The 25,443-nt window shown below is 67.2% G+C and carries 20 protein-coding genes and 1 pseudogene; 16 read left to right on the top strand and 5 right to left on the bottom strand.

Features of this window, described 5'->3' with window-relative positions:
* The first annotated feature begins 145 nt into the window (after positions 1–145).
* Positions 146–1,372, top strand: a complete 1,227-nt coding sequence (locus M5E06_RS33660) for a methyl-accepting chemotaxis protein (RefSeq protein WP_252141986.1) — start codon at positions 146–148, stop codon at positions 1,370–1,372.
* Here M5E06_RS33660 and M5E06_RS33655 read toward each other — a convergent pair whose 3' ends face one another.
* A complete protein-coding gene (locus M5E06_RS33655) occupies positions 1,373–2,197 on the bottom strand; it encodes a methyltransferase domain-containing protein (protein ID WP_252141985.1) in 825 nt (274 codons plus the stop codon).
* A 54-nt stretch (positions 2,198–2,251) separates the two neighbouring features.
* Here M5E06_RS33655 and gloB point away from each other — a divergent pair, with 54 nt between their 5' ends.
* The 8 genes from gloB to M5E06_RS33615 all read left to right on the top strand — a co-directional run bounded on the left by gloB (position 2,252) and on the right by M5E06_RS33615 (position 11,707).
* Positions 2,252–3,019 (top strand): hydroxyacylglutathione hydrolase, encoded by a 768-nt coding sequence (gene gloB, locus M5E06_RS33650; RefSeq protein WP_252141984.1) that lies wholly within the window; start codon positions 2,252–2,254, stop codon positions 3,017–3,019.
* 109 nt (positions 3,020–3,128) lie between these two features.
* Positions 3,129–3,734: a glutathione S-transferase N-terminal domain-containing protein gene (locus tag M5E06_RS33645; RefSeq protein ID WP_252141983.1), complete on the top strand. Its 606-nt coding sequence runs from the start codon at positions 3,129–3,131 to the stop codon at positions 3,732–3,734.
* Between the two features lie 282 nt (positions 3,735–4,016).
* Positions 4,017–6,614, top strand: a complete 2,598-nt coding sequence (locus tag M5E06_RS33640; RefSeq protein ID WP_252141982.1) for a methyl-accepting chemotaxis protein — start codon at positions 4,017–4,019, stop codon at positions 6,612–6,614.
* Between the two features lie 186 nt (positions 6,615–6,800).
* A complete protein-coding gene (pstS, locus tag M5E06_RS33635) occupies positions 6,801–7,868 on the top strand; it encodes a phosphate ABC transporter substrate-binding protein PstS (RefSeq protein ID WP_109151075.1) in 1,068 nt (355 codons plus the stop codon).
* A 108-nt stretch (positions 7,869–7,976) separates the two neighbouring features.
* A complete protein-coding gene (pstC, locus tag M5E06_RS33630) occupies positions 7,977–8,960 on the top strand; it encodes a phosphate ABC transporter permease subunit PstC (RefSeq protein WP_252141981.1) in 984 nt (327 codons plus the stop codon).
* Between the two features lie 5 nt (positions 8,961–8,965).
* On the top strand, positions 8,966–9,847 hold the full coding sequence (gene pstA / locus M5E06_RS33625; RefSeq protein ID WP_109075036.1) for a phosphate ABC transporter permease PstA: 882 nt from the start codon (positions 8,966–8,968) through the stop codon (positions 9,845–9,847).
* 2 nt (positions 9,848–9,849) lie between these two features.
* The gene (gene pstB / locus M5E06_RS33620) at positions 9,850–10,713 is read left to right on the top strand and encodes a phosphate ABC transporter ATP-binding protein PstB (RefSeq protein WP_286209129.1); all 864 of its coding nucleotides are present in this window, start codon (positions 9,850–9,852) and stop codon (positions 10,711–10,713) included.
* A gap of 148 nt (positions 10,714–10,861) precedes the next feature.
* On the top strand, positions 10,862–11,707 hold the full coding sequence (locus M5E06_RS33615; protein ID WP_252141980.1) for an SDR family oxidoreductase: 846 nt from the start codon (positions 10,862–10,864) through the stop codon (positions 11,705–11,707).
* Here M5E06_RS33615 and M5E06_RS33610 read toward each other — a convergent pair.
* Positions 11,661–12,590, bottom strand: a complete 930-nt coding sequence (locus M5E06_RS33610; protein ID WP_252141979.1) for a LysR family transcriptional regulator — start codon at positions 12,588–12,590, stop codon at positions 11,661–11,663. The two genes, M5E06_RS33615 and M5E06_RS33610, sit on opposite strands and share 47 nt — an antisense overlap.
* 204 nt (positions 12,591–12,794) lie before the next feature.
* Between M5E06_RS33610 and M5E06_RS33605 the strand changes: the two are divergent.
* The 7 genes and pseudogenes from M5E06_RS33605 to M5E06_RS33575 all read left to right on the top strand — a co-directional run bounded on the left by M5E06_RS33605 (position 12,795) and on the right by M5E06_RS33575 (position 22,409).
* A pseudogene (locus M5E06_RS33605) lies at positions 12,795–13,965 on the top strand (IS30 family transposase).
* Between the two features lie 283 nt (positions 13,966–14,248).
* Positions 14,249–14,965 (top strand): YoaK family protein, encoded by a 717-nt coding sequence (locus tag M5E06_RS33600; RefSeq protein WP_252141978.1) that lies wholly within the window; start codon positions 14,249–14,251, stop codon positions 14,963–14,965.
* 17 nt (positions 14,966–14,982) lie between these two features.
* Complete coding sequence (locus M5E06_RS33595; protein WP_252141977.1) at positions 14,983–15,558, top strand: TMEM175 family protein; 576 nt, start codon at positions 14,983–14,985, stop codon at positions 15,556–15,558.
* A 234-nt stretch (positions 15,559–15,792) separates the two neighbouring features.
* Complete coding sequence (locus M5E06_RS33590; protein WP_252141976.1) at positions 15,793–17,040, top strand: TCR/Tet family MFS transporter; 1,248 nt, start codon at positions 15,793–15,795, stop codon at positions 17,038–17,040.
* A 199-nt stretch (positions 17,041–17,239) separates the two neighbouring features.
* Entirely contained in the window at positions 17,240–19,357 is a 2,118-nt protein-coding gene (locus M5E06_RS33585; protein WP_252141975.1) for a YgiQ family radical SAM protein, read from the top strand.
* Between the two features lie 270 nt (positions 19,358–19,627).
* Positions 19,628–21,436: an ABC transporter ATP-binding protein gene (locus M5E06_RS33580; RefSeq protein WP_252141974.1), complete on the top strand. Its 1,809-nt coding sequence runs from the start codon at positions 19,628–19,630 to the stop codon at positions 21,434–21,436.
* Positions 21,437–21,551: 115 nt separating this feature from the next.
* Complete coding sequence (locus tag M5E06_RS33575; RefSeq protein ID WP_109151079.1) at positions 21,552–22,409, top strand: oxidoreductase; 858 nt, start codon at positions 21,552–21,554, stop codon at positions 22,407–22,409.
* Between the two features lie 20 nt (positions 22,410–22,429).
* Here the strand turns inward: M5E06_RS33575 and M5E06_RS33570 are convergent, their stop codons facing one another.
* The 3 genes from M5E06_RS33570 to M5E06_RS33560 are packed head-to-tail and all read right to left on the bottom strand — an operon-like array spanning position 22,430 to position 25,381.
* A complete protein-coding gene (locus tag M5E06_RS33570) occupies positions 22,430–22,831 on the bottom strand; it encodes a response regulator (RefSeq protein WP_109151080.1) in 402 nt (133 codons plus the stop codon).
* The gene (locus M5E06_RS33565; protein WP_252141973.1) at positions 22,828–24,711 is read right to left on the bottom strand and encodes a sensor histidine kinase; all 1,884 of its coding nucleotides are present in this window, start codon (positions 24,709–24,711) and stop codon (positions 22,828–22,830) included. Before M5E06_RS33565 ends, M5E06_RS33570 begins: the two co-directional genes overlap by 4 nt.
* Positions 24,704–25,381, bottom strand: a complete 678-nt coding sequence (locus M5E06_RS33560) for a chemotaxis protein CheX (RefSeq protein ID WP_247870637.1) — start codon at positions 25,379–25,381, stop codon at positions 24,704–24,706. The genes M5E06_RS33565 and M5E06_RS33560 overlap by 8 nt, the downstream gene beginning before the upstream one ends.
* Positions 25,382–25,443: the final 62 nt, after the last annotated feature.

Below are 25,443 nucleotides of genomic sequence, written 5' to 3'. Positions count from 1 at the left end.
AACTCTTCGTTTGTAAATGTTGCGTGTAGTGTCGGAAGGTTACCTGCGAATCGGAGAAATCTCTCTATGAGGTGGATCTGAATTCCAGGGCGTCGTCATGGAATGATGACGGAAAACCATAAACGGGAAGAAGGGGAGAAACGTCTTGGACATCAGCGCCACCATCGCACAGGAACTCTGCGAGTCCATCGGGCGGGAACTGGATGCCGTCGTGTCCTTCGTCGGTCAGGGCGGCAGCGTCGTCGCCTCCACCGCGCGGGAGCGGATCGGCACCACCCATCCGGCCGGCGCCGACATCATGGCCCGCCGCCTGGACGAGCGCGCCGTCAGCCGGGACGAGGCGGCCAAGTCCGGCGGCGCCATGCGGGAAGGCTATGCCATCGCCATCGATCTGGACGGCGACCGGGTCGGTGCGCTCGCCGTCGCCGGCCCGACGGAGCAGGCGCGCCGCTTCGCCCGCCTCGCCCGTCATTGGGTGGTGGCGACCTTGCGGGCCGAAACGGCGGAGACGCGCCGCCTCGCCCTGACGCGCGACCTGTCCGAGCGGGTGGAGCGTGAGGTCGGCGGGTTCGCCGCCGAACTGGCCGAGGCAGGCCGCAAGCTGGAATCGGCGGTCGCCGCCGTCCGTTCGGCCGGGACGGAGGGGCTGCGGCAGGCCGCCGATGCAGCCGGTGCGGCCCGCGCCGTCGACGGATCGGTCAGCGCCATCGCCGGCATGCTGGACCGGCTGGCCTCCACCTCCGACCAGATCTCCGGCGATACCAGCAAGGCGCGGGAAATCAGCCTGGCCGCGGCGTCGGACAGCGACCGCGCCACCACGGTGATGAACTCGCTGCGCTCCGCCGCCGAGCAGATCGCCAGCGTGGTGAAGCTGATCAACGCCATCGCCAGCCAGACCAACCTGCTGGCGCTGAACGCGACCATCGAGGCGGCGCGGGCGGGGGAGGCCGGGCGCGGATTTGCCGTCGTCGCCAACGAGGTGAAGGCACTGTCGCGCCAGACCGCCGACGCCACGAAGCAGATCGCCGATCAGGTCGCCAACCTGCAGAAGGAGACCGCCGCGGTGGACGAGGCGCTGGGCCGCATCCACTCCACCATCGGCTCGATCCAGACGATCAACGGCACCGTCGCCGCGGCCATCGACGAGCAGGCGGCCCTGACCTCGGATGTCGCACGCTCGCTCGACCAGTCGCGCCAGGACGCCATGGCGGCGGAACAGCGGATCGGCGATGCCGAACAGACGCTGTGCGGGGTGACGCGCACGCTGGAGGAATTGACGACGCTGAGCCGCACCATCGCCGAGCGGGCCGGCGGCCTGGGCAGCGGCATCAGCGGCCGGATCGCCGATGTGCTGCGTCAGGTGCGCAATTAATCAGGTCCGCGGATAAGGCTGCTGGCAGTCGACGGAGTCGCCGCCGGGTATGGTGGCTCCGGCGATGGTGGTGCGGGCGCTGCCGCTGCGGGCGGCAGGCGCCGCACCACCGGGCAGCGGCACGATCAGCCGGCGCTTCACCGGTTGTTGCGCCGCGCGGCGCGACACGCCGGCGAAGATCTGCTTCGACGCCTCGATCATCGTCACCCCGGCGAAGGCCTTGAACCAGCGCCCGCCGACCTCTTCCCAGGCCGGCGCGGTCTTCTGCAGGAAATGCGAGCGCAAGGGCGGCATGAACAGGGCGTGGCGGGTGCGTTCCGGCACGAACATGGTGTCGCGCAGCACCTGCTTCAGCTGCGAGGCGGAATAGGGGAATCCGTGGCCGAAGGGCGTCCAGTCGGCGCGCGCCCATAGGCCGCGGCGGTTCGGCACCACCGCCAGCACCCGGCCGCCGCCGGCCAGCACCCGCCAAATCTCGCGCATCATCGGCCGCAGCTGCTCGGTGCCTTCCAGCCCATGGACCAACAGCACGCGGTCGATGGTGTTGTCGCCGAAGGGCAGGTCGGCCTCGTCGCCCAGCGCCACCATGCCCGGCCCTTCCGTCGGCCAGAAGCTGACGCCCTGGCTGGCCGGCATCACCGCCACCACCCGGTCGGCCTCGCCCATGAAGGGACGCAGGTAGGGCGTGGTGTAGCCGACGCCGAGCACGATCTGGTTGCGGACATCCGGCCAGATGGTGCGGATGCGCCGGCGGATCATCCGCTGGGCGGTGCGCCCCAATCCGGACTCGTAGAACTCCCTCAGATCGACGATATCTGTGTACATGGTATCCCAAGCGTAACACGGGTTTCGTATCGCAACAGCAGGGAGTCCGCTGCCGTGGAGGTCATTCTCGTTCCGGCTTTCGCCGACAACTATATCTATGTGCTGCGCGACGCGGCATCCGGCAAGGTCGGCGTGGTCGATCCCGGCGACGCCGCCCCGGTGCAGGCCGAATTGGAGCGGCGCGGCTGGTCCCTCACCCACATTTTCCTGACCCATCACCACGACGACCATATCGGCGGCGCCGAGGCGCTGAAGGCCCGCTATCGCGCCAGCGTGGTCGGCGCCCGCGCCGACGCCCACCGCATTCCCGGCCTCGACGTGATGCTGAGCGACGGCGACCGCACGGTGTTCGGCGAACAGACCGCCCGCGTCTTCGCGGTTCCCGGCCACACCAGCGGCCACATCGCCTTCTGGTTCGAGGCGGCGGAAACGCTGTTCAGCGGCGACACGCTGTTCTCGCTCGGCTGCGGCCGGCTGTTCGAAGGCACCCCGGCCCAGATGTGGGACTCGCTGCAGAGCCTGCGGGCGCTGACCGATTCGACTCGTGTCTATTGCGGTCACGAATACACCCAGTCGAACGGCCGCTTCGCCCTGACCGTCGATCCGGAGAACGCCGCCCTGCACCAGCGGATGGAGGAGGTCGCGGCCCTGCGCGAGCGGAACCAGCCGACGATTCCCACCACCATCGGGATGGAACGCCGCACCAACCCCTTCCTGCGCGCCGACGATCCCGGCGTCCAGTCCGCCATCGGCATGTCCGGCGCCCCGTCGGTGGAGGTGTTCGCCGAATTGCGCCGGCGCAAGGACCATTTCCGGGGATGAGGGTTGCCGGCCCGGCGGTGGACCGGCGATCCGGCCTGCCGCTAGCCTGTCGTCAGCCAAACCGAAGCGGCCACTCAGAAGCGGCCAAACCGAAGCCGAAGGAGCGTCCATGTTGAAGCTGCGCTGGAGCGCCACCTCGCCTTATGTGCGCAAGGTGATGACGGTGCTGATCGAACGCGGGCTGGAGGACCGGGTGGAGCGGGTGACGACCGATCCCTGGTCGGCCGACACCGACCTGCCCCAGGAAAACCCGCTGGGCAAGGTGCCAGCATTGACGCTGGAAGATGGCACCACCCTGTTCGACAGCCCGGTGATCGTCGAGTATCTCGATTCGCTGGGCGACCGGGCGCCGCTGCTTCCCAACGCCGGCCCGGCCCGCTGGGCGGCGCTGCGGCTGCAGGCCATCGCCGACGGCATCTGCGACGCCGCCATCCTGCGTCGGCTGGAATCCATGCGTCCGGACGGCGAGAAATCCGCCAACTGGATGGAACGCCAGCGCAAGGCGGTTGCCCGTTCGCTCGATCTCCTGGAGGCCGAGGCCGCGTCGCTAGATGGCGAGATTACCATCGGCACACTGGCGGTGCTGGTGGCGCTCGGCTACCTCGATTTCCGCTTCGGGCATGAGGATTGGCGCGAGGGGCGGCCGGCACTGACCGCGTGGTATGCCAATGCCTCCGACCGTGAGAGCTTGCGGCGGACGGCGCCGCCGGTGTAACGCCGGCCGCAGGCCTAAGCTCTTACGCGGGATACGTGCAGTAGAGCGGCGTCCGGCAGGGTCGGGCGCCGCTTTTCTATTCGCCGCCGTTTACGTTCGATTCACCATGCCCGTCTGGACGACGGAAGATTTCACCCGTCCGGCAATCTTTCGATTGTGCGTCGCGAAAACTTCATCCAACCGTCACCGATTCATCCAACCAGAAGGGCTACCCATGGCGCCGCCGGCCCGCGGAGAACCGCGGGCGCGGCACGGACAACCTCCAAGCCACGGGTGGCCCATATGGCAAAGCCAGTCGACCAGCGCCGGCGGTCCGGCATCAAGTCGAAGATGCTGATCGCCTTCGGCACCGTGGCGGCGCTTCCCTGCATCGCGGCGGTGGTGGGCTGGATGTCCTATGGCGCCGTCCGCGGCCATGTCGCCGACATCACGGGTACGCAGGTGCCGGTGCTCAGCGCCGCCCATGGCCTCGCCACCACGACGGCGCGGGTGCTGGCGCTGGGGCCGCTGATCGACGCCGCGACCTCCAAGGAGGATCTGGCCCGGCTGCGCAGTGCCGTGGCGGAGCAGCGCGGGGCGTTGGACGGGCAGCTCGCCCGGCTGGTGGACGGGCATGGTGATGCGGACCGCATTGCCAAACTGACCGGCACCGCCCGGTCGCTGCTCGGCACCATCGACGCGCTGGGGACGGCCACCGGCCGGCGGCTCACCCTGCAGGAACAGCGCAGCGGCCGGCTGGCGGAGCTGAGCGACATTCATGCCAAGCTGCTCGCTGCGCTGAAGCCGGACATGCAGGCCTCGCGCGAACAGCTGGCCCAGGCGATCGCCGCGATGGTGGAGGCGACCTCGCAATCCTCCGCGGTGATCGGCGCCGAGTTGGGGCAGACGGTGATCCCGCTGTTCCAGCTGCGCGGGGCGGAAGCCGCCCTGGCGAAATCGCTGCTGATCGGTGCCTTCGAGACCGACCGGTCGAAGGTGATGTCGCTGTCCACCGACTTCGACTCCGCGCTGTCCGACCTGCAGGGTGCGCTGCGTCCGCTGGCGAAGAGCGAGGCGGCGGCCCCGGTGGTGGCAGCGATCAACGAGCTGGCGGCGTATGGCGACGGCGACAAGAGCGTCTATACGCGCCGCGTCCGCCAACTCACCCCCGGCATTCCGGAGGCGGAGGCGCAGAAGCTGGCCGAATCGCTGGCGGCCGGCGTCGACGACATCGTCCGGCTGGACCGCGACGCCAACGCTCGCATGCTGCCGCTGATGCTGAATTCGCGCGGCCGCATCGCCGAGGCCGGCAACGCCATTGCCGAGCGGATGCAGGACCTGTCGACCAACGTCGTGCCGGCGGCCCAGCACCGTTACACCGTGCTGAGCGGCCTGATGGCCGACGCCAATCTGCTGGCCGGCAAACTCGCCGAGGCCGGCAATGCGGAAACGCCGGCCCGCCTGGCCACCGCACGCCGCACGCTCGATCCGCTGGCGGCGACGATCCGCGGCACATTGAAGGACTCGAACGACGATCTGGGCGCGGAGGTCCGCCGGCTGGCGGAGCGGCTGCTGGCGCTTGGCTTCGGCGACGACGGTATCCTGGCGCTGCGCAGCGGCGAACTGGCGGCCTATGCCGAGAACGCCACGCTGATCGACAGCAACCGCAGCACCGGCGCCGCCCTAACCGCCATGGTCGATGGGCTGGTCCAATCGGCCGAGCAGGCGACCGCCGACGGGGCCGCCGCCGCCCATGACGCGCTGGAACGCACCAACGAAATCCAGATCCTGCTGGCGACCGCCGGCGTGCTGCTGGCCGGGCTGATCGTCTCGCTCTATGTCGGGCGCCGTGTTGTCGGCCGGATGGAGGCGCTCGCCGACGCCATGCGCCGGGTCGCCGACGGCGATCTGACGGTGGAGCAGAAGGCCGACGGCAACGATGAGATCACCGACATGGCCCGCGCCCTGTTCGTCTTCATCGCCAATGCCCGCGCCATGGAAGAGGCACATGAAAAGGTGGAGGTCGAGCGCCGCAACGCCGCGTCGGCCCGCCGCACGAGCATGCTGGAGATCGCCGACCAGTTCGAGCGCAACGTGCTGAGCAGCGTCGAGACCCTGGCCGAGGCCGCCCGCGTGATGGCCGCCCGCGCCCGTTCGCTGACCGACATCGCCGCCAACGCCAACGACCGGGCGGAGGCCGCCATGCAGCTGTCCGGCGAGATGGCGGCGGGGATCCAGCAGGTGGCGACCGCCGCGTCGGAAATCTCGCAGTCGATCGCCGAGATCAGCAAGCGAACCGGCGAATCGGCCCGCATCATCGGCGACACCGCCGCCGGAGCGGAACAGGTCAAGGCCACCGTCGCCGACCTGTCGAGCACGGCGGGGGAGATCGGCACCGTCGTCGGCCTGATCGACGAGATCGCCGGCCAGACCAACCTGCTGGCGCTGAACGCCACCATCGAGGCGGCGCGGGCAGGGGAGATGGGCCGCGGTTTCGCGGTGGTCGCGGGGGAGGTGAAGGCCCTTGCCGGCCAGACCGCCCAGGCCACCGCCGAGATCGCCCGCCAGATCGCCGCGACCCAGGCGGCCAGCCGCGAAACGGCGGAGGTGGTGGCGACCATGGCCGGTAGCGTCCAGCGCATCGAATCCAACGCCTCGGCCATCGCCGCGGCGGTGGAGGAACAGGCGACCATCACATCGAGCATCGTCGACAGCTCCCACCGCGTGGCGGTCGGCACCCAGGCGGCGTCGGACCATGTCGCCGGCCTGTCGGAGGCCGCGGCCAAGGTGCGCGCGCAAGCCGGCGACGTGCTGCAGGTGGCGGAAAGCCTGTCGCACGAGGCGACCAGCCTCGGCTCCGCCGTGCATCTGTTCCTTCAGGAAATCCGGGCCGCGCGATGAGCGCGCGGTCCGGGGCAAGAACGGGTCGGTTTCATAAAACTGACACGTAAACAAAACAAACCCGTCACTGGCGGCGGCTATGGTCACCGCGACGAAGAAGGCGGGTTACGACGTCCGGCCGAGGCCGGGCATTTCTCCAACCCAACGACACCGTCCAAACCTATCGGGAGTTTTGCCGTGAAAACCATGACTTCGGCGTTCGTTCGTTGCGCCGCCTTCGGTGCCCTGGCCGCTCTGTCCGTGTCGGTCGCCCCGCTGTCGGTCGCCTCGGCCGCCGACATCTCCGGCGCCGGTGCCACCTTCCCGTACCCGATCTATGCCAAGTGGGCCGACGCCTACAAGAAGGAGACGGGCACGGGCCTGAACTACCAGTCGATCGGTTCGGGCGGCGGCATCAAGCAGATCAAGGCCAAGACGGTCACCTTCGGCGCCTCGGACATGCCGCTGAAGCCGGAAGAGCTGGAGCAGGCCGGTCTGATCCAGTTCCCGATGATCATGGGCGGCGTGGTTCCGGTCGTGAACCTGAAGGGCATCAAGTCCGGCGAAGTCAAGCTGTCGGGCACCGTTCTCGCCAACATCTACATGGGCGAGATCACCAAGTGGAACGACGCGCAGATCAAGGCGCTGAACCCCAACGTCAACCTGCCGAACACCGCCATCGCCCCGGTCTACCGCTCTGACGGGTCGGGCACCAACTTCCTGTTCACCGACTACCTGTCGAAGACCAGCCCGAAGTTCAAGACCCAGATCGGCGCCAACACCTCCGTCCAGTGGCCGGCCGGCATCGGCGCCAAGGGCAACGAAGGCGTGGCCAACATGGTCAAGCAGACGGACGGCTCGATCGGCTACGTCGAATACGCCTACGCCAAGCAGAACAACATCACCCACCTCGACCTGCAGAACAAGGACGGCAAGACCGTCGCTCCGAAGATCGAGGCCTTCCAGGCTGCCGCCGCCAACGCCGACTGGGCCAATGCCAAGGGCTACTACGTCCTGCTGACCGACGAGCCGGGTGCGGAGAGCTGGCCGATCACCGGCGCCAGCTTCATCCTGATGTACAAGAACCCGCAGGACGCCTCGGCTTCCGGCGAAGCGCTGAAGTTCTTCGACTGGGCCTATAAGAACGGTGGCAAGATGGCTGCCGAGCTTGACTATGTCCCGATGCCGGACTCGGTGGTGTCGCTGGTCCAGAAGACCTGGTCGCAGACCATCCAGGCCGACGGCAAGCCGGTCTGGACCGCGTCGGCCAAGTAACCACGGCCAACCGACCTCGGGTGGGCCGCCGGCCGGCTCGCCCGAGGGCATGATCGCCGGTGGGAACGGAAATTGCGCCGTTCCCACCGCACGCCTCACGGAGCGGCCATGACCGAGATCGCGCTGACCTTGACCGACGCACACGCCTCCACCGCCCGACGGGCCCGCCGCCAGCGCCTGCAGGATGCGGCCTTCCGCAACGCCACCCTCGCATTCGCGCTGCTCGTCCTGCTGATCCTGGGCGGCGTCACGGTTTCCCTGATCGACGGCGCGCTTCCGGCACTGCGCACGTTCGGCTTCGGTTTCGTCGCGACCGAAGTCTGGAACCCGGTGTCAGAGCAATTCGGCGCGCTCGCCCCGATTTACGGCACGCTGGTCACCTCCATCATCGCCATGGCCCTCGGCATTCCCGTCAGCTTCGGCATCGCGCTGTTCATCACCGAGATGTGCCCGGCCTGGCTGAAGCGCCCGCTCGGCGTCGCCATCGAGCTGCTCGCCGGCATTCCCAGCATCATCTACGGCATCTGGGGCCTGTTCGTCTTCGCCCCCTTCATGCAGTCGACCATCCAGCCCTTCCTGATCAACACGCTGGGCCAGATCCCCGGCATCGGCAACCTGTTCATGGGCCCGCCCTACGGCATCGGCATCCTGACCGCCGGCCTGATCCTGGGCATCATGGTGCTGCCCTTCATCACCTCCATCACCCGCGACGTCTTCGAGACGGTCCCGCCGATGGTGCGCGAATCCGCCTACGGGCTGGGCGCCACCACCTGGGAGGTGGTGTGGAACGTGGTGCTGCCCTACACCCGCACCGGCGTGGTCGGCGGCGTCATGCTCGGCCTCGGCCGCGCACTCGGCGAGACGATGGCGGTCACCTTCGTCATCGGCAACGCGCACCGCATCAGCTCCTCGATCATGGCGCCGGGCACGACGATCTCGGCCTCCATCGCCAACGAATTCACCGAGGCGGTCGGCGACGTCTACACCTCCTCGCTGGTGGCGCTGGGCCTGATCCTGTTCCTGATCACCTTCACCGTGCTGTCGATCGCCAAGCTGATGCTGCTGCGCCTGCAGCGCAAGGCCGGAGTCTGAGGCCCATGACGATGTCCAATTCCGCGACGCTGGCGACTCCAATCGGGGGGCTGTATCACCGCCGGCGCATTGCCAACAAGCTGGCGCTGACCCTGGCGCTGGGCGCCGCCGGCTTCGGCCTGTTCTGGCTGGTCGCCATCCTGTGGACGTTGCTCTACAACGGGCTGTCGGCGATCAATCTCAGCCTGTTCACCGAGAACACGCCGCCGCCGGGCGGGGAGGGCGGTCTGCTGAACGCCATCTTCGGCAGCGTCATCATGACCACGGTCGCCACGCTGGTCGGCACGCCGGTCGGCGTCATGGCCGGCACCTATCTGGCGGAGTTCGGCCGTGGCACCAAGCTGGCCGAGGTGGTGCGCTTCATCAATGACGTGCTGCTGAGCGCGCCGTCGATCATGGTCGGCCTGTTCGTCTACGAGGTTCTGGTCGTCCGCATGGGCCATTTCTCGGCCTGGGCCGGCGCCATGGCTCTGGCGGTTCTGGTCATCCCTGTGGTCGTCCGCACGACCGAGGACATGCTGAAGCTGGTGCCGAACAGCCTGCGTGAAGCGGCCGCCGCCCTGGGCGCGCCGCAGTGGAAGGTCATCACCATGGTGGCCTACCGCGCCGCCCGCAACGGCATGATCACCGGCGTGCTGCTGGCTGTCGCCCGCATCAGCGGCGAGACCGCGCCGCTGCTGTTCACCGCCCTGAACAACCAGTTCTGGAGCGCGGACATGAACGCGCCGATGGCCAACCTGCCGGTGGTCATCTTCCAGTACGCGATGTCGCCCTATGAGGACTGGCGCCAGCTGGCCTGGGGTGGCGCGCTGCTGATCACGGTCGCCATCCTGCTCCTCAACATCGGCGCCCGGCTGCTGGCCGGTCTCGGCACGACGAGAAAGTAACCATGACGATGACCCACATGGACGCCAACAGCCCCGCCCACGGCAGCCGCCAGATGCCCCCCGGCATGATGGGCGGAACTGCCGCCGATCGTGCAATCGCCGGTGCCGGCCTGCCCGAGAAGATCAGCGTCCGCAACCTGGACTTCTTCTATGACGGTTACCGGGCGCTGAAGAGCATCTCGCTGCCGCTGTACGACCGTCAGGTCACCGCCTTCATCGGCCCGTCGGGCTGCGGCAAGTCGACCCTGCTGCGCATCCTGAACCGGATGTACGACCTCTATCCCAAGCAGGTCGCCACCGGCGAGGTGCTGCTGGACGGCCACAACATCCTGTCGCCCAAGCAGGACCTGAACCTGCTGCGCGCCCGCGTCGGCATGGTGTTCCAGAAGCCGACGCCGTTTCCGATGTCGATCTACGACAACATCGCCTTCGGCGTGAAGCTGTACGAGAAGCTGTCCCGCGCCGACATGGACGAGCGGGTGGAGTTCTCGCTGCGCCGCGCCGCGCTGTGGGACGAGGTGAAGGACAAGCTGCGCCAGAACGGCATGAGCCTGTCCGGCGGCCAGCAGCAGCGCCTGTGCATCGCCCGCGCCATCGCGGTGAAGCCGTCGGTCCTGCTGCTGGACGAGCCGACCTCGGCGCTCGACCCCATCTCCACCGCCAAGTGCGAGGAGCTGATCGACGAGCTGCGCTCCGACTACTGCATCGCCATCGTCACCCACAACATGCAGCAGGCGGCCCGCATCTCCAACTTCACCGCCTTCATGTATCTGGGCGAGCTGATCGAGTTCGGGAACACGGAGGAGATCTTCACCAACCCGACCAAGGAAAAGACGTCCGAATACATCACCGGCCGCTTCGGCTGAGCCAGACGTCGGGCTTGGGGTAACGCAACGGCTCCCGTCACTTTGAGGTGGCGGGAGCCGTTGCGTTTTTGCCGGACAGCTTCGGCCAGATCTTTAGTGACGGTTTGGCCAGAAGGCCGACGGGTTCCGTCATCGGAAGTGCCGATGATTGGAATCGTTTCTTCCCGTTTCCCGTCTCCCCGATGAAAAACGACACTGCCGCCGAGGCGAATTCCTCGCCCATCATTTCGAGGAATGGGGCAGCGACATCATGAATACAGGGATTGAGACGACGAACGAGCATGTCCTGATCGTCGGGGGCAGTTCGGGAATGGGGTTGGCGCTGGCGCGCATTCTGCTGTCCGAGGGGGCCAGGGTGACCATCGCCGGCCGGTCCGAGGCCCGCCTGGAAGAGGCGCGGACGAACCTTTCGCCCATAACAGGCCGGCTGCAGACCGAGGTCGCGGACATCACGCAGGAGGAGCAGGTCGCACGCCTGTTCGAGCGGATAGGGCCGCTGGACCATATCGTCACCACGGCGGCGGATATCGAGGGCGCCTATCAGCTTCTGCCATCGCAGGACGTCGCCGCAGCGCAGCGGGTCGTCGGTTCGAAGTTCATCGGCCCGCTGCTGCTCGCCAAGCATGGCGCGCCCGTGCTGGCGCCACAGGGTTCCATCACCTTCACATCCGGGATCGCGGCCTATCGACCAGTCGCGCGGGGATCGGTGGTCGCTGCGATCAACGGAGCCCTTGAATCTCTCGCCTACGCGCTTGCGGTGGAACTGGGTCCGATCCGCGTCAATGCGGTCTCGCCGGGCTGGGTCGATTCACCGATCTGGACGCATGTCGCAGGCGAAGCCAAGGCGGCGACGCTGGAGGCTATGGCCAAGCGGCTGCCGGTCGGTCGGATCGGGCAGCCCGACGACATCGCCTCCGCCATCCGCTTTCTGATGCGCAACGGCTTCGTCACCGGAACCGTTCTGCATGTGGATGGTGGTCATCGTCTGATCTGACAGCGCAGAAGCCTTTCCGCGCGGAGGTCAGGAACAGGCGCAGGCCCGGCGGCTGCACGCGCCGCCGGCGCCACAGCATGGATACCGGGACACTGTCGGCATCCCCAACCCAGGGTAGGACCGCGAGCCCGGCGGCCGGTGCGACCGCCAGCGCCGGAACGAGTGCGCAGCCGAGCCCCGCCGCGACGAGCGCGCGGATGGCGCCGATGCTGTCGAACTCCCCGGCGGTGCGCGGCCGGCCGGCACCGGCGGCCGGAAAGGCGGTGTCGAACATCCGGCGGTACACACAGCCGGTCGCGGTCACCAGAAAGGGCTCGTCTCTGAGATCGTCCGGAGCCACGGCGTCGCGCCCGGCAAGCTGGTGCCCCGCCGGCACAATGACGGTCAGGCGATCCCAAGCGACAATTTCGCGCTCCACGCCGTCTTCTGGTGGCCCTTCACCGAAAACGAAGGCCACGTCGATGTCCCCGCTGCGGATGCCGCTGCGCAGTTCACCACTCCCGGCAGTCGTCATCCTCACCGCGACCGCCGGGTGCGCGGTGCAGAAGGTCATCAGCAGCGGTGGGAGAAAGCTGCTGCACAGCGTCTCCAGTCCGCCAACAGTCAGGCTACCCGTCGGCTGGCCGGCGACGTCGGCAACCGCCGACCGCGCCTCGTCTGCGAGGGAGAGGAGATCGGCGGCATGGTCCAGCAGGCGCCGTCCAGCCTCCGTCAAGTGCAGGCGGCGTTTCGACCGGTCGAAGAGGACGACGCCGAGATCTGTTTCGAGTGCCTGGATCTGCTCGGTCACACTTGACTGGGCAAGGTGGAGCCGCTCGCCAGCCCGTGTGACATTGAGCGTCGACGCCACCGTTGCGAAGGTTCGAAGATGCTTGAGCTGCATGCCTCAGTGTGGCGGGTTCGGTGGAGAACTTCCAGTTCGGGCTTACCGGGCATCGACGGGCAGTCTCAAGCGACCGCACCAGAGAGGCTGCAATTGATAATTTCCATAATCATACTTATGTGTCTTTTGTGTGCAAGCGGGGTAGGTTCTATTCTGAAGTGCAACTTTCTTGTAATCACAGGGCTTTACGGGTCGTGAGCGCTGATGGGTGAACATTATTCGCAGATCGATTTCGCAGAGCGCCGCCGCATCCAGGACATGCGCGACGCCAAGATGCCGGTGACGGTGATCGCCGAGGCTTTGGGCCGTCACCGGTCGACCATCCACCGGGAAATCCGGCGCAACTTCTATCACGACCCGTTCCGGGATCGCTGGGGCCAGGAGTACAAGGGCTACTTCTGCACCAGCGCCCAGAAGTATGCCCGTGATCGACGCTCTCGGCGTCGATTGAAACTGACGCTCAAGCCGGTTCTGCGCGACCACGTGATCGCCAAGCTGCGCGAGGGCTGGTCGCCGCAACAGATTGCTGGCCGCCTCAAACTGGATGCTTCTGATGGCGCAACAGTGTCGCACGAGACGATCTACCGCTTCATCTATGGACCGGAAGGGAAAACCCTCAATCTCTATGCGCTTTTGGCCGTCGCCCGGCGTCGGCGCCGCAAGCGTATGGGTCGCAAACCACGCAGCAGTCCGATTCCCGCCGAGCGCTCGATCGCCAATCGTCCGGCCGAGGTGGAGACCCGGCAGAGTTTCGGGCACTGGGAATGTGACTTGGTGATCTTCAGCCCTCAGTTCGGAAAATCCAACATCACGTCTCTTCAGGAGCGTCAGAGCCGATACCACATCCTCATAGCCAATGAGGATCGTCGCTCAGCCGAGGTGATCAGCCGGATCGCAACAGTGCTTGGCAAATTTCCACATCATGCATGCCGGACCATTACTTTTGACCGGGGAACGGAGTTTCTGTCCTACAAAAGCCTATCGTTGGACAGTTACTTTTGCAATCCGCACAGTCCCTGGCAGAAAGGTGGCGTTGAAAATGCCAACGGACGTTTGCGGCGATATTTGCCTCTGGGCATCCCTGTAGCGGAGCGCAATGGCTCAGCACTTGCCGCCCTCGCGAAGCGGCTCAACAATACGCCACGCCGCTGCCTTGACTACAGGACGCCAGCCGAAGTCTTTGCGGTCAATCTGGCGGCTTCGAAGATCGGGCGGTGAATACCAGCTACGCCTGAGCGCCATGAGAGGCCGTGAAACCAGCAGGCCTCCCCTGCCCCGCCGCTCGCACCGGTGGGTCCACAGGCTTGATCCGCCATCGCGATGGAGGCGCGCGGATCAAGCCTATGGACTACCGGTACGAGCTCTCCTCTCCTGACGCGATCGATAAAAAGCAGGCCGCCCGATCAACAAAAACGTGTTGTCGCACTTCAGCTTGATTCCGCGGCGCAAGGTCAAACTGTCAGTCCAGCGCAACATAGAACTGTCAGTTCTTCATCAGATTTGCGTCACCAAGGTGTCGGTGTCGCTGCCGATAACCCTCCCGCATCGGCAGGATGTGCAGAATTTTCCAAACCGGCCGCGAACCGACAAGACCGGCGCCGGGCTGATGCCCGACTTTGTCGCTCCACCCACATGAAAACATTGGGAAGGCGACGGCAATGTCCGCACCGGCTGCGAGTGGCACTTCTCCCCTGCCATGGCTTCTGCTTCTCCTGTCGGTGACGACGGGGCTGGTCGACGCCATCAGCGTTCTTGGGCTGGGCAAGGTCTTTACCGCCAACATGACCGGCAACATCGTCTTTCTCGGTTTCGCCGCTGTGGGGACGCCGGGCTTTCTGGTCATGCCGGCGGTGACGGCGCTGGTCTCCTTCCTTACCGGCGCCCTGATCGCCGGCCGGCTCGGCAGAACGCTGGCCGGGCGGCCGATGCGGCACTGGCTGCTGGTCGCGGCTCTGTTCGAGACGTCGCTGTTCTGGATCGCGGCGGTCGTCGCTGCCGGCTTCGATGCCGACCTGAATGCCGCGGTGCAATCCAGGGCGTTCGGCATCTATGCGATCATCGCCCTGACCGGGTTCGCTATGGGCTTCCGCAACGGGACCGTCCGGCAATTGAAGGTTCCCGACCTGACCACGACGGTTCTGACCCTGACCCTGACGGGGGTGGCCGCCGATTCCAGCCTCGCCGGCGGGGCGAACCTCAACCTCGGCCGGCGGCTGGCCAGCGTGGCGGCGATCTTTCTTGGGGCCGCCATCGGCTCCGTCATGGTGATGCAGAGCGGACTGGTGCTTCCCCTGGTCGTCGTGGGAGCTCTGGTGCTGGCCGGCACCGCTGTCTGCGCGCTTCACCCCGTGGCCGCCGCGCCGGCAGCGGCCTGACGCTCCGGAGATCGATCATGAAGGCCGGCCGGATGGAGGCGTTCACCGATGGGGTGCTGGCGATCGTCATCACCATCATGGTGCTTGAGTTGAAGGTGCCGGTTGACGGCAGTCTCGCCGCACTGGCGGAGCATGTTCCCATTCTGCTGGCCTATGTGCTGTCCTTCATCAATGTCGGACTGTACTGGAACAACCATCATCACCTGTTGCAGGCGACCACGCGGATCGACGGGCGGGTTCTATGGGCGAATCTTTTTCTGCTGTTCTGGCTGTCTCTGGTTCCCTTCGTCATCCGCTGGCTCGATGACAGTTCGTTCTCGCCGGTGGCGACGGCGGCCTATGGCGTCGTCCTCGGCATGGCGGCGGTCGGCTACAGCCTGACCGAACATGCGATCATCGCCTGCGGCGGCCGGGAGTCGGCCGTGGCCCGTGCCGTCGGGTCCGATCTGAAGGGCAAGATCAGCCTGGCCATCTATGTGTTGGCCATTCCGGCGGCCTTCATCCTGCAATGGCTGTCGATCCTGCTGTACGTCCTGGTGATCCTGCTGTGGCTGGTGCCTGACCGCCGGATCGAGCGCACCCTGGAGGGGTGACAAAGCGATCAGCGCATACGTGATTTCTCCAATGGCGGTGATCGGCAAGCCGACCTCACCGCGTGCGTCGGCAAAACATATCCGCTATCGGAAATATTTCGCTTCACAACAGGCTGCACGTATCCTATGATGATGCTTCATTGCGCGATGCCGCCCGGCCTGCCCTCTCTGGCCGGGGCACGTCCGCGCCCTGTTCGGGCGCCTTAAACCTCGTTGTTCCTGAAGGTCTTTTCCATGTCTCCCGTTCTTCGTCCGCGCAAGGCCGCGACGGCCTTCATTCTCGTCACCGCGGCGCTCGACATCGTGGCAATGGGCATCGTCATTCCGGTGCTGCCGGCGCTGATCGAGCAGTTCGTCGGGGCCGACGCCCAGGCCGGCACCATCAATGGTGCGCTGATCGCGCTGTGGGCGCTGATGCAATTCTTCTGCTCCCCGGTGATCGGGTCGCTGTCCGACCGCTTCGGGCGGCGGCCGGTGATTCTGCTGTCGGCGCTGGGGCTGGCGGCGGATTATGTGCTGATGGCGGTGGCGCCGAACCTGTGGTGGCTGGTGGTTGGGCGGGCGGTTGCCGGCGTCACCTCATCCAGCTTCACCACCGTCTTCGCCTATATGGCCGACGTGACGCCGCCGGAGCAGCGGGCGCGCGCCTATGGCCTGATCGGCGCCGCGTTCAGCGCCGGCTTCATCGCCGGTCCGCTTCTGGGCGGTCTGCTGGGCGAAATCTCGCCGCGGGCACCCTTCTGGGGGGCGGGCCTGCTCAGCGGGCTGGCCTTCCTCTATGGTCTGGTGGTGCTGCCGGAATCGCTGCCGCATGATCGCCGCATGGCCTTTTCCTGGCGCCGGGCCAACCCGTTCGGGGCGCTGCGGCTGCTGCGGTCCCATCCGGAGCTGTCGGGTCTGTCGATGGTCAATTTCATGCTTCATGTCTCCCATCAGGTCTTCCCCGCCGTCTTCGTGCTCTATGCCGCGCACCGCTATGGCTGGAGCGCCTGGGATGTCGGGCTTCTGCTGGCGGTGGTCGGCGCGCTCGACATGGTCATGCAGGGGCTGGTGGTCTCGCGCATGGTGAAATGGCTGGGCGACCGCGGCACGATGGTCGTCGGCCTGTTCGGCGGGGCCGTCGGGCTCGCCTGCATGGGGCTGGCGCCGGATGGCGGCTGGTTCGCGCTCGCCATCCTGCCGAACGCGCTGTGGGGGCTGGCGATGCCGACCATCCAGTCGCTGATGACGCAGCGGGTCAGCCCGTCCGAACAGGGTCAATTGCAGGGTGCCAACATGAGCGTGGCCAGCGTCGCCGGCATCCTGTCGCCGGTCTTCTTCGGGGCGGTCTATTCCGCGTCGGTGGGCAGCGATGCGCTGTTCCCGCTTCCGGGGGCAGCCTTCCTGATCGCGGCGCTGGTGCTGCTGGCCGGTGCGCTGATCGGCTGGGTGGTGGCGCGCCGCAATGGACGGGCCGCGGGGCCGGACGGTGTCGCCGCCTGAACGGCACCCTGCCCTTCCCCGTGCCCAACCCCCATGGCCGGCCCTTGCACCGGCTGTGGGGCGTCCCACATAGCTGTCGCGCCACCCCGCACAATGTCCCATTGCTCCGCTGCGTTATCAGCGGTGGGAATTTGCCGGCCGACAGGGTAAGACTGTCGGCTTATCCATCCGCATTGTTGATAGAGACCCGGAGAACGCGATGCTCGCGGCCCCCAACCTGTTCGCCCACCGCCCGGACCGGAGCGTGCGCCCCAAGGCGGCGCCCTTCCTGCCGATGTCGCGTGCGGAAATGGACCGGCTGGGCTGGGACCAGTGCGACGTGATCGTCGTCACCGGCGACGCCTATATCGACCATCCCAGCTTCGGCATGGCCATCATCGGCCGGCTGCTGGAATCGCAGGGCCTGCGCGTCGGCATCATCGCCCAGCCGGACTGGAGCAGTGCGGAGCCGTTCAAGATCCTCGGCAAGCCGCGGCTGTTCTGGGGGGTGACCGGCGGCAACATGGATTCGATGGTCAATCACTACACGGCCGACCGCCGCCTGCGCCACAACGACAGCTACACGCCGAACGACGAAGGCGGCAAGCGGCCGGACCGCGCCGTCATCGTCTATTCCCAGCGCTGCCGCGAAGCCTACAAGGACGTTCCCATCGTCCTGGGCGGTATCGAGGCGTCGTTGCGCCGCATCGCCCAGTACGATCATTGGAGCGAAAAGATCCGCCGCTCCGTCCTGGTCGATTCCAAGGCGGACATGCTGGTCTTCGGCAATGCCGAACGCGCCATCATCGAGATCGCCCAGCGGTCGCTGAAGGGGGAATCGCCCAAGGCGATGACCGACATCCGCGGCACCGCGATCATGCGCTCGTCCCTGCCGGAAGGCTGGACGGTGGTCGACAGCAGCTCCATCGACGATCTGTCCGCGCCGGTATCGCCGCGCGCCGCCGGGGCCGACCGCATGGCGGTGAGGCTGCCCAGCTTCGAGCAGGTGACGGCCGACAAGGTGCTCTATGCCCATGCCAGCCGCGTCCTGCACCAGGAGAGCAATCCCGGCAACGCCCGCGCGCTGGTCCAGCGCCACGGCGACCGCGACGTCTGGCTGAACCCGCCGCCGATCCCGCTGGAAACCAACGAAATGGACGGCGTCTACGACCTGCCCTATGCGCGGGCGCCGCATCCGTCCTATGGCGATGCGCGCATCCCGGCGTGGGAGATGATCCGCTTCTCGGTCAACATCATGCGGGGCTGCTTCGGCGGCTGTTCCTTCTGCTCGATCACCGAGCATGAGGGGCGCGTCATCCAGAGCCGGTCGGAAGGCTCCATCCTGCGCGAGATCGAGCATATCCGCGACAAGACCAAGGGCTTCACCGGCGTCATCTCCGACATGGGCGGGCCTACCGCGAACATGTATCGCCTCGCCTGCAAGGACAAGGAGACGGAGTCCGTCTGCCGGCGCCCGTCCTGCGTCTTCCCGGACATCTGCAAGAATCTGAACACCGACCATTCCTCGCTGGTGCAGCTCTACCGCAAGGCCCGTGCAGTGCCGGGGGTGAAGAAGATCCACATCGCGTCGGGACTGCGCTACGACCTTGCCGTGCGCAATCCGGAGTATGTCAAGGAGTTGGTGACCCACCATGTCGGCGGTTACCTGAAGATTGCGCCGGAACATACCGAGCCGGGTCCGCTGGCGAAGATGATGAAGCCCGGCATGGGCGCCTATGACGAGTTCAAGCGGATGTTCGACAAGGCGGCGAAGGAGGCGGGAAAGAAGCTCTACCTGATCCCCTACTTCATCGCCGCCCACCCCGGCACCACGGACGAGGACATGATGAACCTCGCTTTGTGGCTGAAGCGGAACGGCTTCAAGGCGGATCAGGTGCAGACCTTCCTGCCCTCGCCGATGTCGCTGGCGACCGCCATGTACCACAGCGAGCGCAACCCCCTGCGCCCGGTTCGCCGCGTCGGGTCGGAGCTGGTGTCGTCGGCCAAGGGGCTGAAGCAGCGCCGCCTGCACAAGGCCTTCCTGCGCTACCACGATCCGGAGAACTGGCCGATCCTGCGCGATGCGCTGAAGCGCCTGGGCCGCGAGGACCTGATCGGCCCGGGCGAGGAGCAGTTGATCCCGGCCTGGCAGCCGGTGGGTGCCACCGCCAAGCCGCGGGAGAAGGGGCCGAAGTGCAAGTCCTTCCTGACCCAGCAGGCCGGCCAGGGCCGCCGCGTGGTGCCGCCGGTTGGCAAGCCGACGGGGGCGAAGCCGGCTGGGGCTGGAGGCAAGCCTTCCGGCATGAAGCCGCGCCAGACGAATTTGAAGGGCCGGTGACGGTAAAGGGTACACGCCCCATTCCCCTCTCCCCCCTGGGGAGAGGGTCAGGGTGAGGGGGATGCACGGCGAGGATTCTCGCGAAGATACGCGGTGCATCCCCCCTCACCCTCCCCACTTCGTGGGTCCCCTCCCTCTCCCCGGGAGAGAGGGCGATCATTGCCGCATTAAGTTTCGCGCCGGCTGCCTCAAGCCGCGCACCGCGACCATTCCCCATTCCCCCCAACGGCGCCGCCGCCTGTATGGCCGGCCCTGCCCCGGTTGGAACCCATGGCTCTGTCCAGACGCACCCCGCGCCCGAACGCCATCCGCAGCGTTCTGGCCTTCACCTTCCGTCATTGGCGCCGCCAGACCCCGCTGGCCGTCGGCATCGCCGGCGCCATCGCCCTGTCGACGCTGGCCGACGTCTTCATGCCGCTGTTCGCCGGCCGGCTGGTCGATGCGCTGACCCTGCTGCCGGGCGACCGCGACGCGGCGCTGCAGGCGGCGCTGACCGCCTTCGGCGCCATGGTCGCACTGGGCGTCGGCATGGTGGTGATGCGCCATATCGCCTGGAGCGGCGTCATCCCCTTCACCCTGCGCATCATGGCCGATGTCGGGCAGGACAGCTTCCACCGCATCCAGCGCTTCTCCACCGATTGGCACGCCAACAGCTTTGCCGGGTCGGTGGTGCGCAAGATCACCCGCGGCATGTGGGCGCTCGACACGCTGGACGACACTCTGCTGCTGGCGCTGTGGCCGTCGCTGGTCGTGCTGATCGGCACGATGGTGACGCTGGGGCTGCATTGGCCGGCGATGGGGCTGGTTATCGCGCTCGGCACCGCCGTCTACATCGCGATGACGGTGATGTTCTCCACCCTCTACGTCGCGCCGGCCGCCCGGCTGTCGAACGCCTGGGATACGAAACTGGGCGGGACGCTGGCCGACGCCATCGGCTGCAACGCGGTGGTCAAGGCCTTCGGCGCCGAGCCGCGCGAGGACGACCGGCTGGCCGGCGTCGTCGGCAAGTGGAGCCGCCGCACCCACCGCACCTGGACCCGCCACACCCGCCACAGCACCGTGCAGCTGGTGGTGCTGCTGCTGATCCGCAGCAGCGTGGTGGCAACTGCGCTCTGGCTTTGGTGGCGTGGGCAGGCGACGCCGGGTGACGTCGCCTATGTGTTGACCACCTATTTCGTCGTGCACGGCTATCTGCGCGACATCGGCATGCACATCAACCACCTCCAGCGCTCCGTCAACGAGATGGAGGAGTTGGTGGCGATCCACGCCGAACCGCTGGGGGTGGAGGACCGGCCGGACGCGACGCCGATCCGCATCGGGGCGGGCGAGGTGCGCTTCGATCGCGTCACTTTCCAATATGGCGGCCACACCACCCCGCTCTACCGCGACCTGTCGGTGACCATCAGGGCGGGGGAGCGGGTCGGACTGGTTGGGCCGTCGGGGTCGGGCAAGACCACCTTCGTCAAGCTGATCCAGCGCCTGTACGACGTGACCGACGGCCGCGTGCTGATCGACGGGCAGGAGGTCGCGGCGACGACCCAGCAGTCGCTGCGCTCGCAGATCGCCATCGTCCCGCAGGAGCCGATCCTGTTCCACCGCACGCTGGCGGAGAACATCGCCTATGGCCGGCCCGGCGCGTCGATGGCGGAGATCGAGCGGGCGGCCAAGCTCGCCAACGCCCACGACTTCATTGCCCGCCTGCCGAAGGGCTATGCGACGCTGGTCGGCGAGCGTGGCGTGAAGCTGTCGGGCGGCGAGCGTCAGCGGGTGGCGCTGGCCCGCGCCTTCCTGGCCGACGCGCCGATCCTGATCCTGGACGAGGCGACCTCCAGCCTGGATTCGGAATCGGAGGCGCTGATCCAGGAGGCGATCGAACGGCTGATGCAGGGCCGCACCGCCATCATCATCGCCCACCGCCTGTCCACCGTCCGCACGCTGGACCGCATCCTGGTCTTCAACCAGGGCCGTGTGGTGGAGGAAGGCGGCCACGCCGCCCTGCTCCATCGGCCTGGCGGGCTCTACCGCCGCCTGTTCGAACAGCAGTCGGCGCCGGAGCCGATCCGCCGGATCGGGGGCTGAGGGCGGCCCCCTTTGTCGAAAGGTGGGGTGGCCGCGCCGGTGCGGAGGCGTATGTCCCTGGCGACCAACTCAGTTCGCCGGCAGCGGCGCATCACGAGAGACCGCAGGAGTCGTCATGGCACAGACCACCACCGACACGCCCGTCTGGTTCATCACCGGCTGTTCGACCGGCTTCGGCCGCGAACTGGCGCGGCTGGTTCTGGAGAAGGGCTGGCGCGTCGCCGCGACCGCGCGCGACCCTAGGAAGCTGGACGACCTGCTGGCCGGCCATGGCGACCGCGGGCGCGCCATCGCGCTGGACGTCACCGACCAGGCCCAGGTCGCCCGTGCCGTCCGCGAGGCGGAGGAGGCGTTCGGCCGGCTCGACGTCGTCGTGAACAATGCCGGCTACGGCTATCTCTCCGCCATCGAGGAAGGCGAGGATGCCGAGATCCGCGCGATGTTCGAGACCAACGTCTTCGGGCTGGCCGCGGTGACGCGGGCGGTGCTGCCGGGGATGCGGGCGCGCCGCGCCGGCCATATCGTCAACATCTCGTCCCAGGGCGGCATGGTCGGCTTTCCGGGCTCCGGCTATTACGCCGCCACCAAGTTCGCGGTGGAGGGGCTGTCGGAGTCGCTGTCGAAGGAGGTGGCGCCGCTGGGCATCCGGGTGCTGATCGTCGAGCCGGGGCCGTTCCGCACCGACTGGGCCGGGCGTTCGTTGAAGCAGTCGGCGACCTGGATCGACGATTACGAACAGACCTCCGGCGCACGGCGCAAGCAGATCTCCGGCTATAGCGGCAAGCAGCCGGGTGATCCGGTGCGGGCGGCGGAGGCGATCATCACCGCGGTGATGGCCGAGAATCCGCCGCTCCGCCTCGTGCTCGGCCGCCCGGCGCTGGAGGGCGTGCGCGGCAAGCTGCACTCGGTGCTGGACGAGATCGACGCCTGGGAGAAGACGACGCTGGGCGCTGATTTTCCGGATGCGGGGTGAGGGGGTATTGCCCCCTCCCCTCACACGAACAGTTCCATCGTCTGCGGCACGTTGCGCGGCGTCTCCCCCGCCAGGATCGCGCGGGCGACGTCGACGGCGGCGATCAGGCCGCTTTCGGTGAAGGGTTTGGGCAGACAGCCGATGCCGGTGAGCGGACCGTCCTTCTTCAGTTCGTCGCGGAACGACGTGATGAACAGGCAGGGCACGCCCAGCTTCGTCAGCCCGCGCGCGGCGTCGATGCCGTTGGTGCCCATGCCCAGATGCACGTCGACCAGCGCCAGATCGGGCCTGTCGGCCGCGGCGATCTCCATCGCCTCCGTCGCGGTGATCGCCGGGCCGATGATGCTGTGGCCGACATTCTCCAGATAGAGCTGCTGTTCCAGCGCGATCAGCACCTCGTCCTCCACCAGCAGGATCTTCATCCCCCGATCTCCTCGGTGGAGGTCGCCTCGAGAAGCGGCACCTCGTCCGGCACCGGCAGTTCGATGCGGAACGTGGTGCCCTGCGGCGTGGTGTCGATGTCGACGCTGGCCCGGATCTGGCCGGCGAGGCTGGAGACCAGGCGCATGCCCAGGCTGCGGCTCTTGCGGATGTCGAAGTTGGACGGCAGCCCGGGGCCGCGGTCGGAAACGGTCAGGGCAAGCTCGTCGGCCTCGCGCATGAAGGTCACCGTCACCCGCGCCGGACCGTTGCCGCGATGCTTGACCGCGTTGGTGATCAGCTCGTTCGCGATCAGGCCGAGCGGTGCGGCATGGTCGATCGGCAGGTCGATCACGTCGGACCGCACGACGATGTCGCACATGCTGTCGCCGCCCGACGCACGCGCCAGATCCTCGCACAGTTCGTTCAGGTAGGTGCCGAACTCGATGGTTTGGAACTGGTCGGCCTGATAAAGGCGGTTGTGGACGCGGGCGATCGCCTCGATGCGGCTGCGGGCATCCTGGAAATGCACCCGCACCCCTTCGTCGGGCAGGCTGAGCGTCTGCAGCGTCAGCAGGCTGGACACCAGCTGCAGGCTGTTCTTGACGCGGTGGTTGACCTCGCGCAGCAGGGTCGATTTCTGGCCGACCAACTTGCGCAGCGCCGCCTCCATCGACTTGATCTCCGTCACGTCGATGTGCATCAGCACCGTGCCGCCGAAGGGACCGGCCGGCATCGGCGCGGCAAGGCAGCGGAACCAGTGCTGGGTGTTGGTGACATATTCGGCCGACACCGGCGGGCCGCCCTCGTTCAGCAGCGTGCGCAAGCCCTCCATCACGCTGTCGGCGCGTGGGTCGGCGGTTTCCCCCCGGCCGCAATGATCGAGGTAATTGTCGCCGACGATGCAGCCCTGGCCGAGGAAGCTGGTCTCCGGCCCGGCTTCCGCCCAGGCGCGGTTGACCGAGACGATATGGCCGGAGCGGTCGAGCACGGCGATGAAGGCCGGCAGCGCGTCCAGCGTCGCCTTGGTCTGTTCGGCCAGCTGGCGCATGGCGAGCGCGCTGGTCCGCAGTTCCTCGCGGGTGCGGCGGCGTTCGGTGATGTCGCGCAGGATGCCGGTGATGAAGCTGCGCCCTTCCGATTCCCAGCGCGCCATCGACAGTTCGAGATCGATGTGGCCGCCGTCGCGGCGTCGGCCGGACAGTTCCACCGGCTGGGTGGCGGCGTCCATGCCGGCGGCGCCCGGTCCGCTGCGCTCCGCCATGGCGATCCAGTCGGGCGCGTCGTCGCCCAGCAGCACGGTGACGCTCTGGCCGATCAGCTCGTCCGGGCGGTAGTCGAACTGGCGGGTGGCGGTGCCGTTCATCCACTGCACCATGCCGCGGGTGTCGGTGGTGATGATGGCGTCGGGGGCGGTGTCGACGATGGCGCGGTAACGGGCGTCGCGCTGTTCGCGCAGCACCCGTTCGCGGTTCACCGAGGCGGTGACGTCGGTCACCTGGATCAGGCAGCGCGCCTCGCTGCCGGCCGACTGCGAATGGGGCGACGACGCGTTGGACGGCAGCGGGCGGATCACAACATTGTGGACCATCCGCCGCCCGTCGGGCAGGCGCAGCGGGAACAGCATCGGGTTCAGCGTGTGCGACAGAACGCCGGGCGCGCCGGTGGCCAGCGTGTCGCGCACGGCGATGTGCAGGCGCGATTCACGCAGGTTCGGCAGGGCATCGAACAGGTCGTGCCCCAGGATCTCCCGGGCCGTCAGGGTGGAGGCCTGCTCCATCCAGCCGTTCCAGTAGAGGACGCGGCAATGGCGGTCCAGAAGCAGGATGCCCGCATCCAGCGCGCCAAGGACATCGAGCGCCCAGGTGGGTTGTTCAGGCAATCTGGGAGCCATGCGACGTTCCGGCGGATGAGGGTTCTTCGGCGGCGATGCCTTCGATGAAGGCGTGGATCAGCTGCTTCAGCGACTGCAGGGACGATACCCCCATCAGCAGGGCGATGTAACCGCGGATGCTGCGGCTGCGGATGGTGAAATCGATGTAGAGGAACAGCACAAGCTCGTCCGCGCCTCCGGCCTTGTCGGTCAGGATGTTGGCGCCGTCGCCGCGCAGAACCGCCGGCAGCGAGATGGTCAGCCGGTCCCTCAGCGCGTTGGCGACCACCACCAGGCAGCCGTTCAGGATGATGTTGCCGATTTCGGCCAGGGCGTCCTGTTCCAGATCAACGATCTCCGCCAGGGTCAGCTCGCCGCCCAGGACCGCGCGGGCCAGTTCCAGGCTGTTGGCCTCCGGAAAGATCAGCATGGCGCGGCCGTCGAAGGAGCCCTGGAACTGCTGCTCCACCGCCACGAGCCCGTGGCGTTCGCGCGCGGTCAGGAAATCCGACGCCTCCTGCCGGCTGACGATGTCCACGGTCGGCACGGACAGCAGGACCTGATCGTTGACCATGCGGCTGAGATGGGTGGCGGCGCGACCGACCCCCATGTTCACCAACTCGGTCAGCGCATCGCGCTCCAGGTCGGTCAGTTCCACCATCGCTCGGCGCCTGTTCATTCTTGGTCTCGGCTTCACAACCGGCGCCGCCGGGCGGTCGCATCACAAATGTGGCCTATCGG

It is taken from the genome of Azospirillum sp. A1-3 (assembly GCF_023806445.1).
GTDB lineage: Bacteria > Pseudomonadota > Alphaproteobacteria > Azospirillales > Azospirillaceae > Azospirillum.
This window is presented reverse-complemented; position numbering and strand designations above follow the sequence as displayed.

What these genes read in the sequence shown, in the direction of transcription:
- pstB (WP_286209129.1), top strand. Translation starts at nt 9,850, where the DNA reads ATGACGATGACCCACATGGACGCCAACAGCCCCGCCCACGGCAGCCGC.
- pstS (WP_109151075.1), top strand. Translation starts at nt 6,801, where the DNA reads ATGACTTCGGCGTTCGTTCGTTGCGCCGCCTTCGGTGCCCTGGCCGCT.
- M5E06_RS33645 (WP_252141983.1), top strand. Translation starts at nt 3,129, where the DNA reads ATGTTGAAGCTGCGCTGGAGCGCCACCTCGCCTTATGTGCGCAAGGTG.
- M5E06_RS33600 (WP_252141978.1), top strand. Translation starts at nt 14,249, where the DNA reads ATGTCCGCACCGGCTGCGAGTGGCACTTCTCCCCTGCCATGGCTTCTG.
- M5E06_RS33590 (WP_252141976.1), top strand. Translation starts at nt 15,793, where the DNA reads ATGTCTCCCGTTCTTCGTCCGCGCAAGGCCGCGACGGCCTTCATTCTC.
- M5E06_RS33595 (WP_252141977.1), top strand. Translation starts at nt 14,983, where the DNA reads ATGAAGGCCGGCCGGATGGAGGCGTTCACCGATGGGGTGCTGGCGATC.
- M5E06_RS33580 (WP_252141974.1), top strand. Translation starts at nt 19,628, where the DNA reads ATGGCTCTGTCCAGACGCACCCCGCGCCCGAACGCCATCCGCAGCGTT.
- pstC (WP_252141981.1), top strand. Translation starts at nt 7,977, where the DNA reads ATGACCGAGATCGCGCTGACCTTGACCGACGCACACGCCTCCACCGCC.
- M5E06_RS33560 (WP_247870637.1), bottom strand. Translation starts at nt 25,381, where the DNA reads ATGAACAGGCGCCGAGCGATGGTGGAACTGACCGACCTGGAGCGCGAT.
- M5E06_RS33655 (WP_252141985.1), bottom strand. Translation starts at nt 2,197, where the DNA reads ATGTACACAGATATCGTCGATCTGAGGGAGTTCTACGAGTCCGGATTG.
- M5E06_RS33570 (WP_109151080.1), bottom strand. Translation starts at nt 22,831, where the DNA reads ATGAAGATCCTGCTGGTGGAGGACGAGGTGCTGATCGCGCTGGAACAG.
- M5E06_RS33610 (WP_252141979.1), bottom strand. Translation starts at nt 12,590, where the DNA reads ATGCAGCTCAAGCATCTTCGAACCTTCGCAACGGTGGCGTCGACGCTC.
- M5E06_RS33575 (WP_109151079.1), top strand. Translation starts at nt 21,552, where the DNA reads ATGGCACAGACCACCACCGACACGCCCGTCTGGTTCATCACCGGCTGT.
- M5E06_RS33640 (WP_252141982.1), top strand. Translation starts at nt 4,017, where the DNA reads ATGGCAAAGCCAGTCGACCAGCGCCGGCGGTCCGGCATCAAGTCGAAG.
- M5E06_RS33585 (WP_252141975.1), top strand. Translation starts at nt 17,240, where the DNA reads ATGCTCGCGGCCCCCAACCTGTTCGCCCACCGCCCGGACCGGAGCGTG.
- pstA (WP_109075036.1), top strand. Translation starts at nt 8,966, where the DNA reads ATGACGATGTCCAATTCCGCGACGCTGGCGACTCCAATCGGGGGGCTG.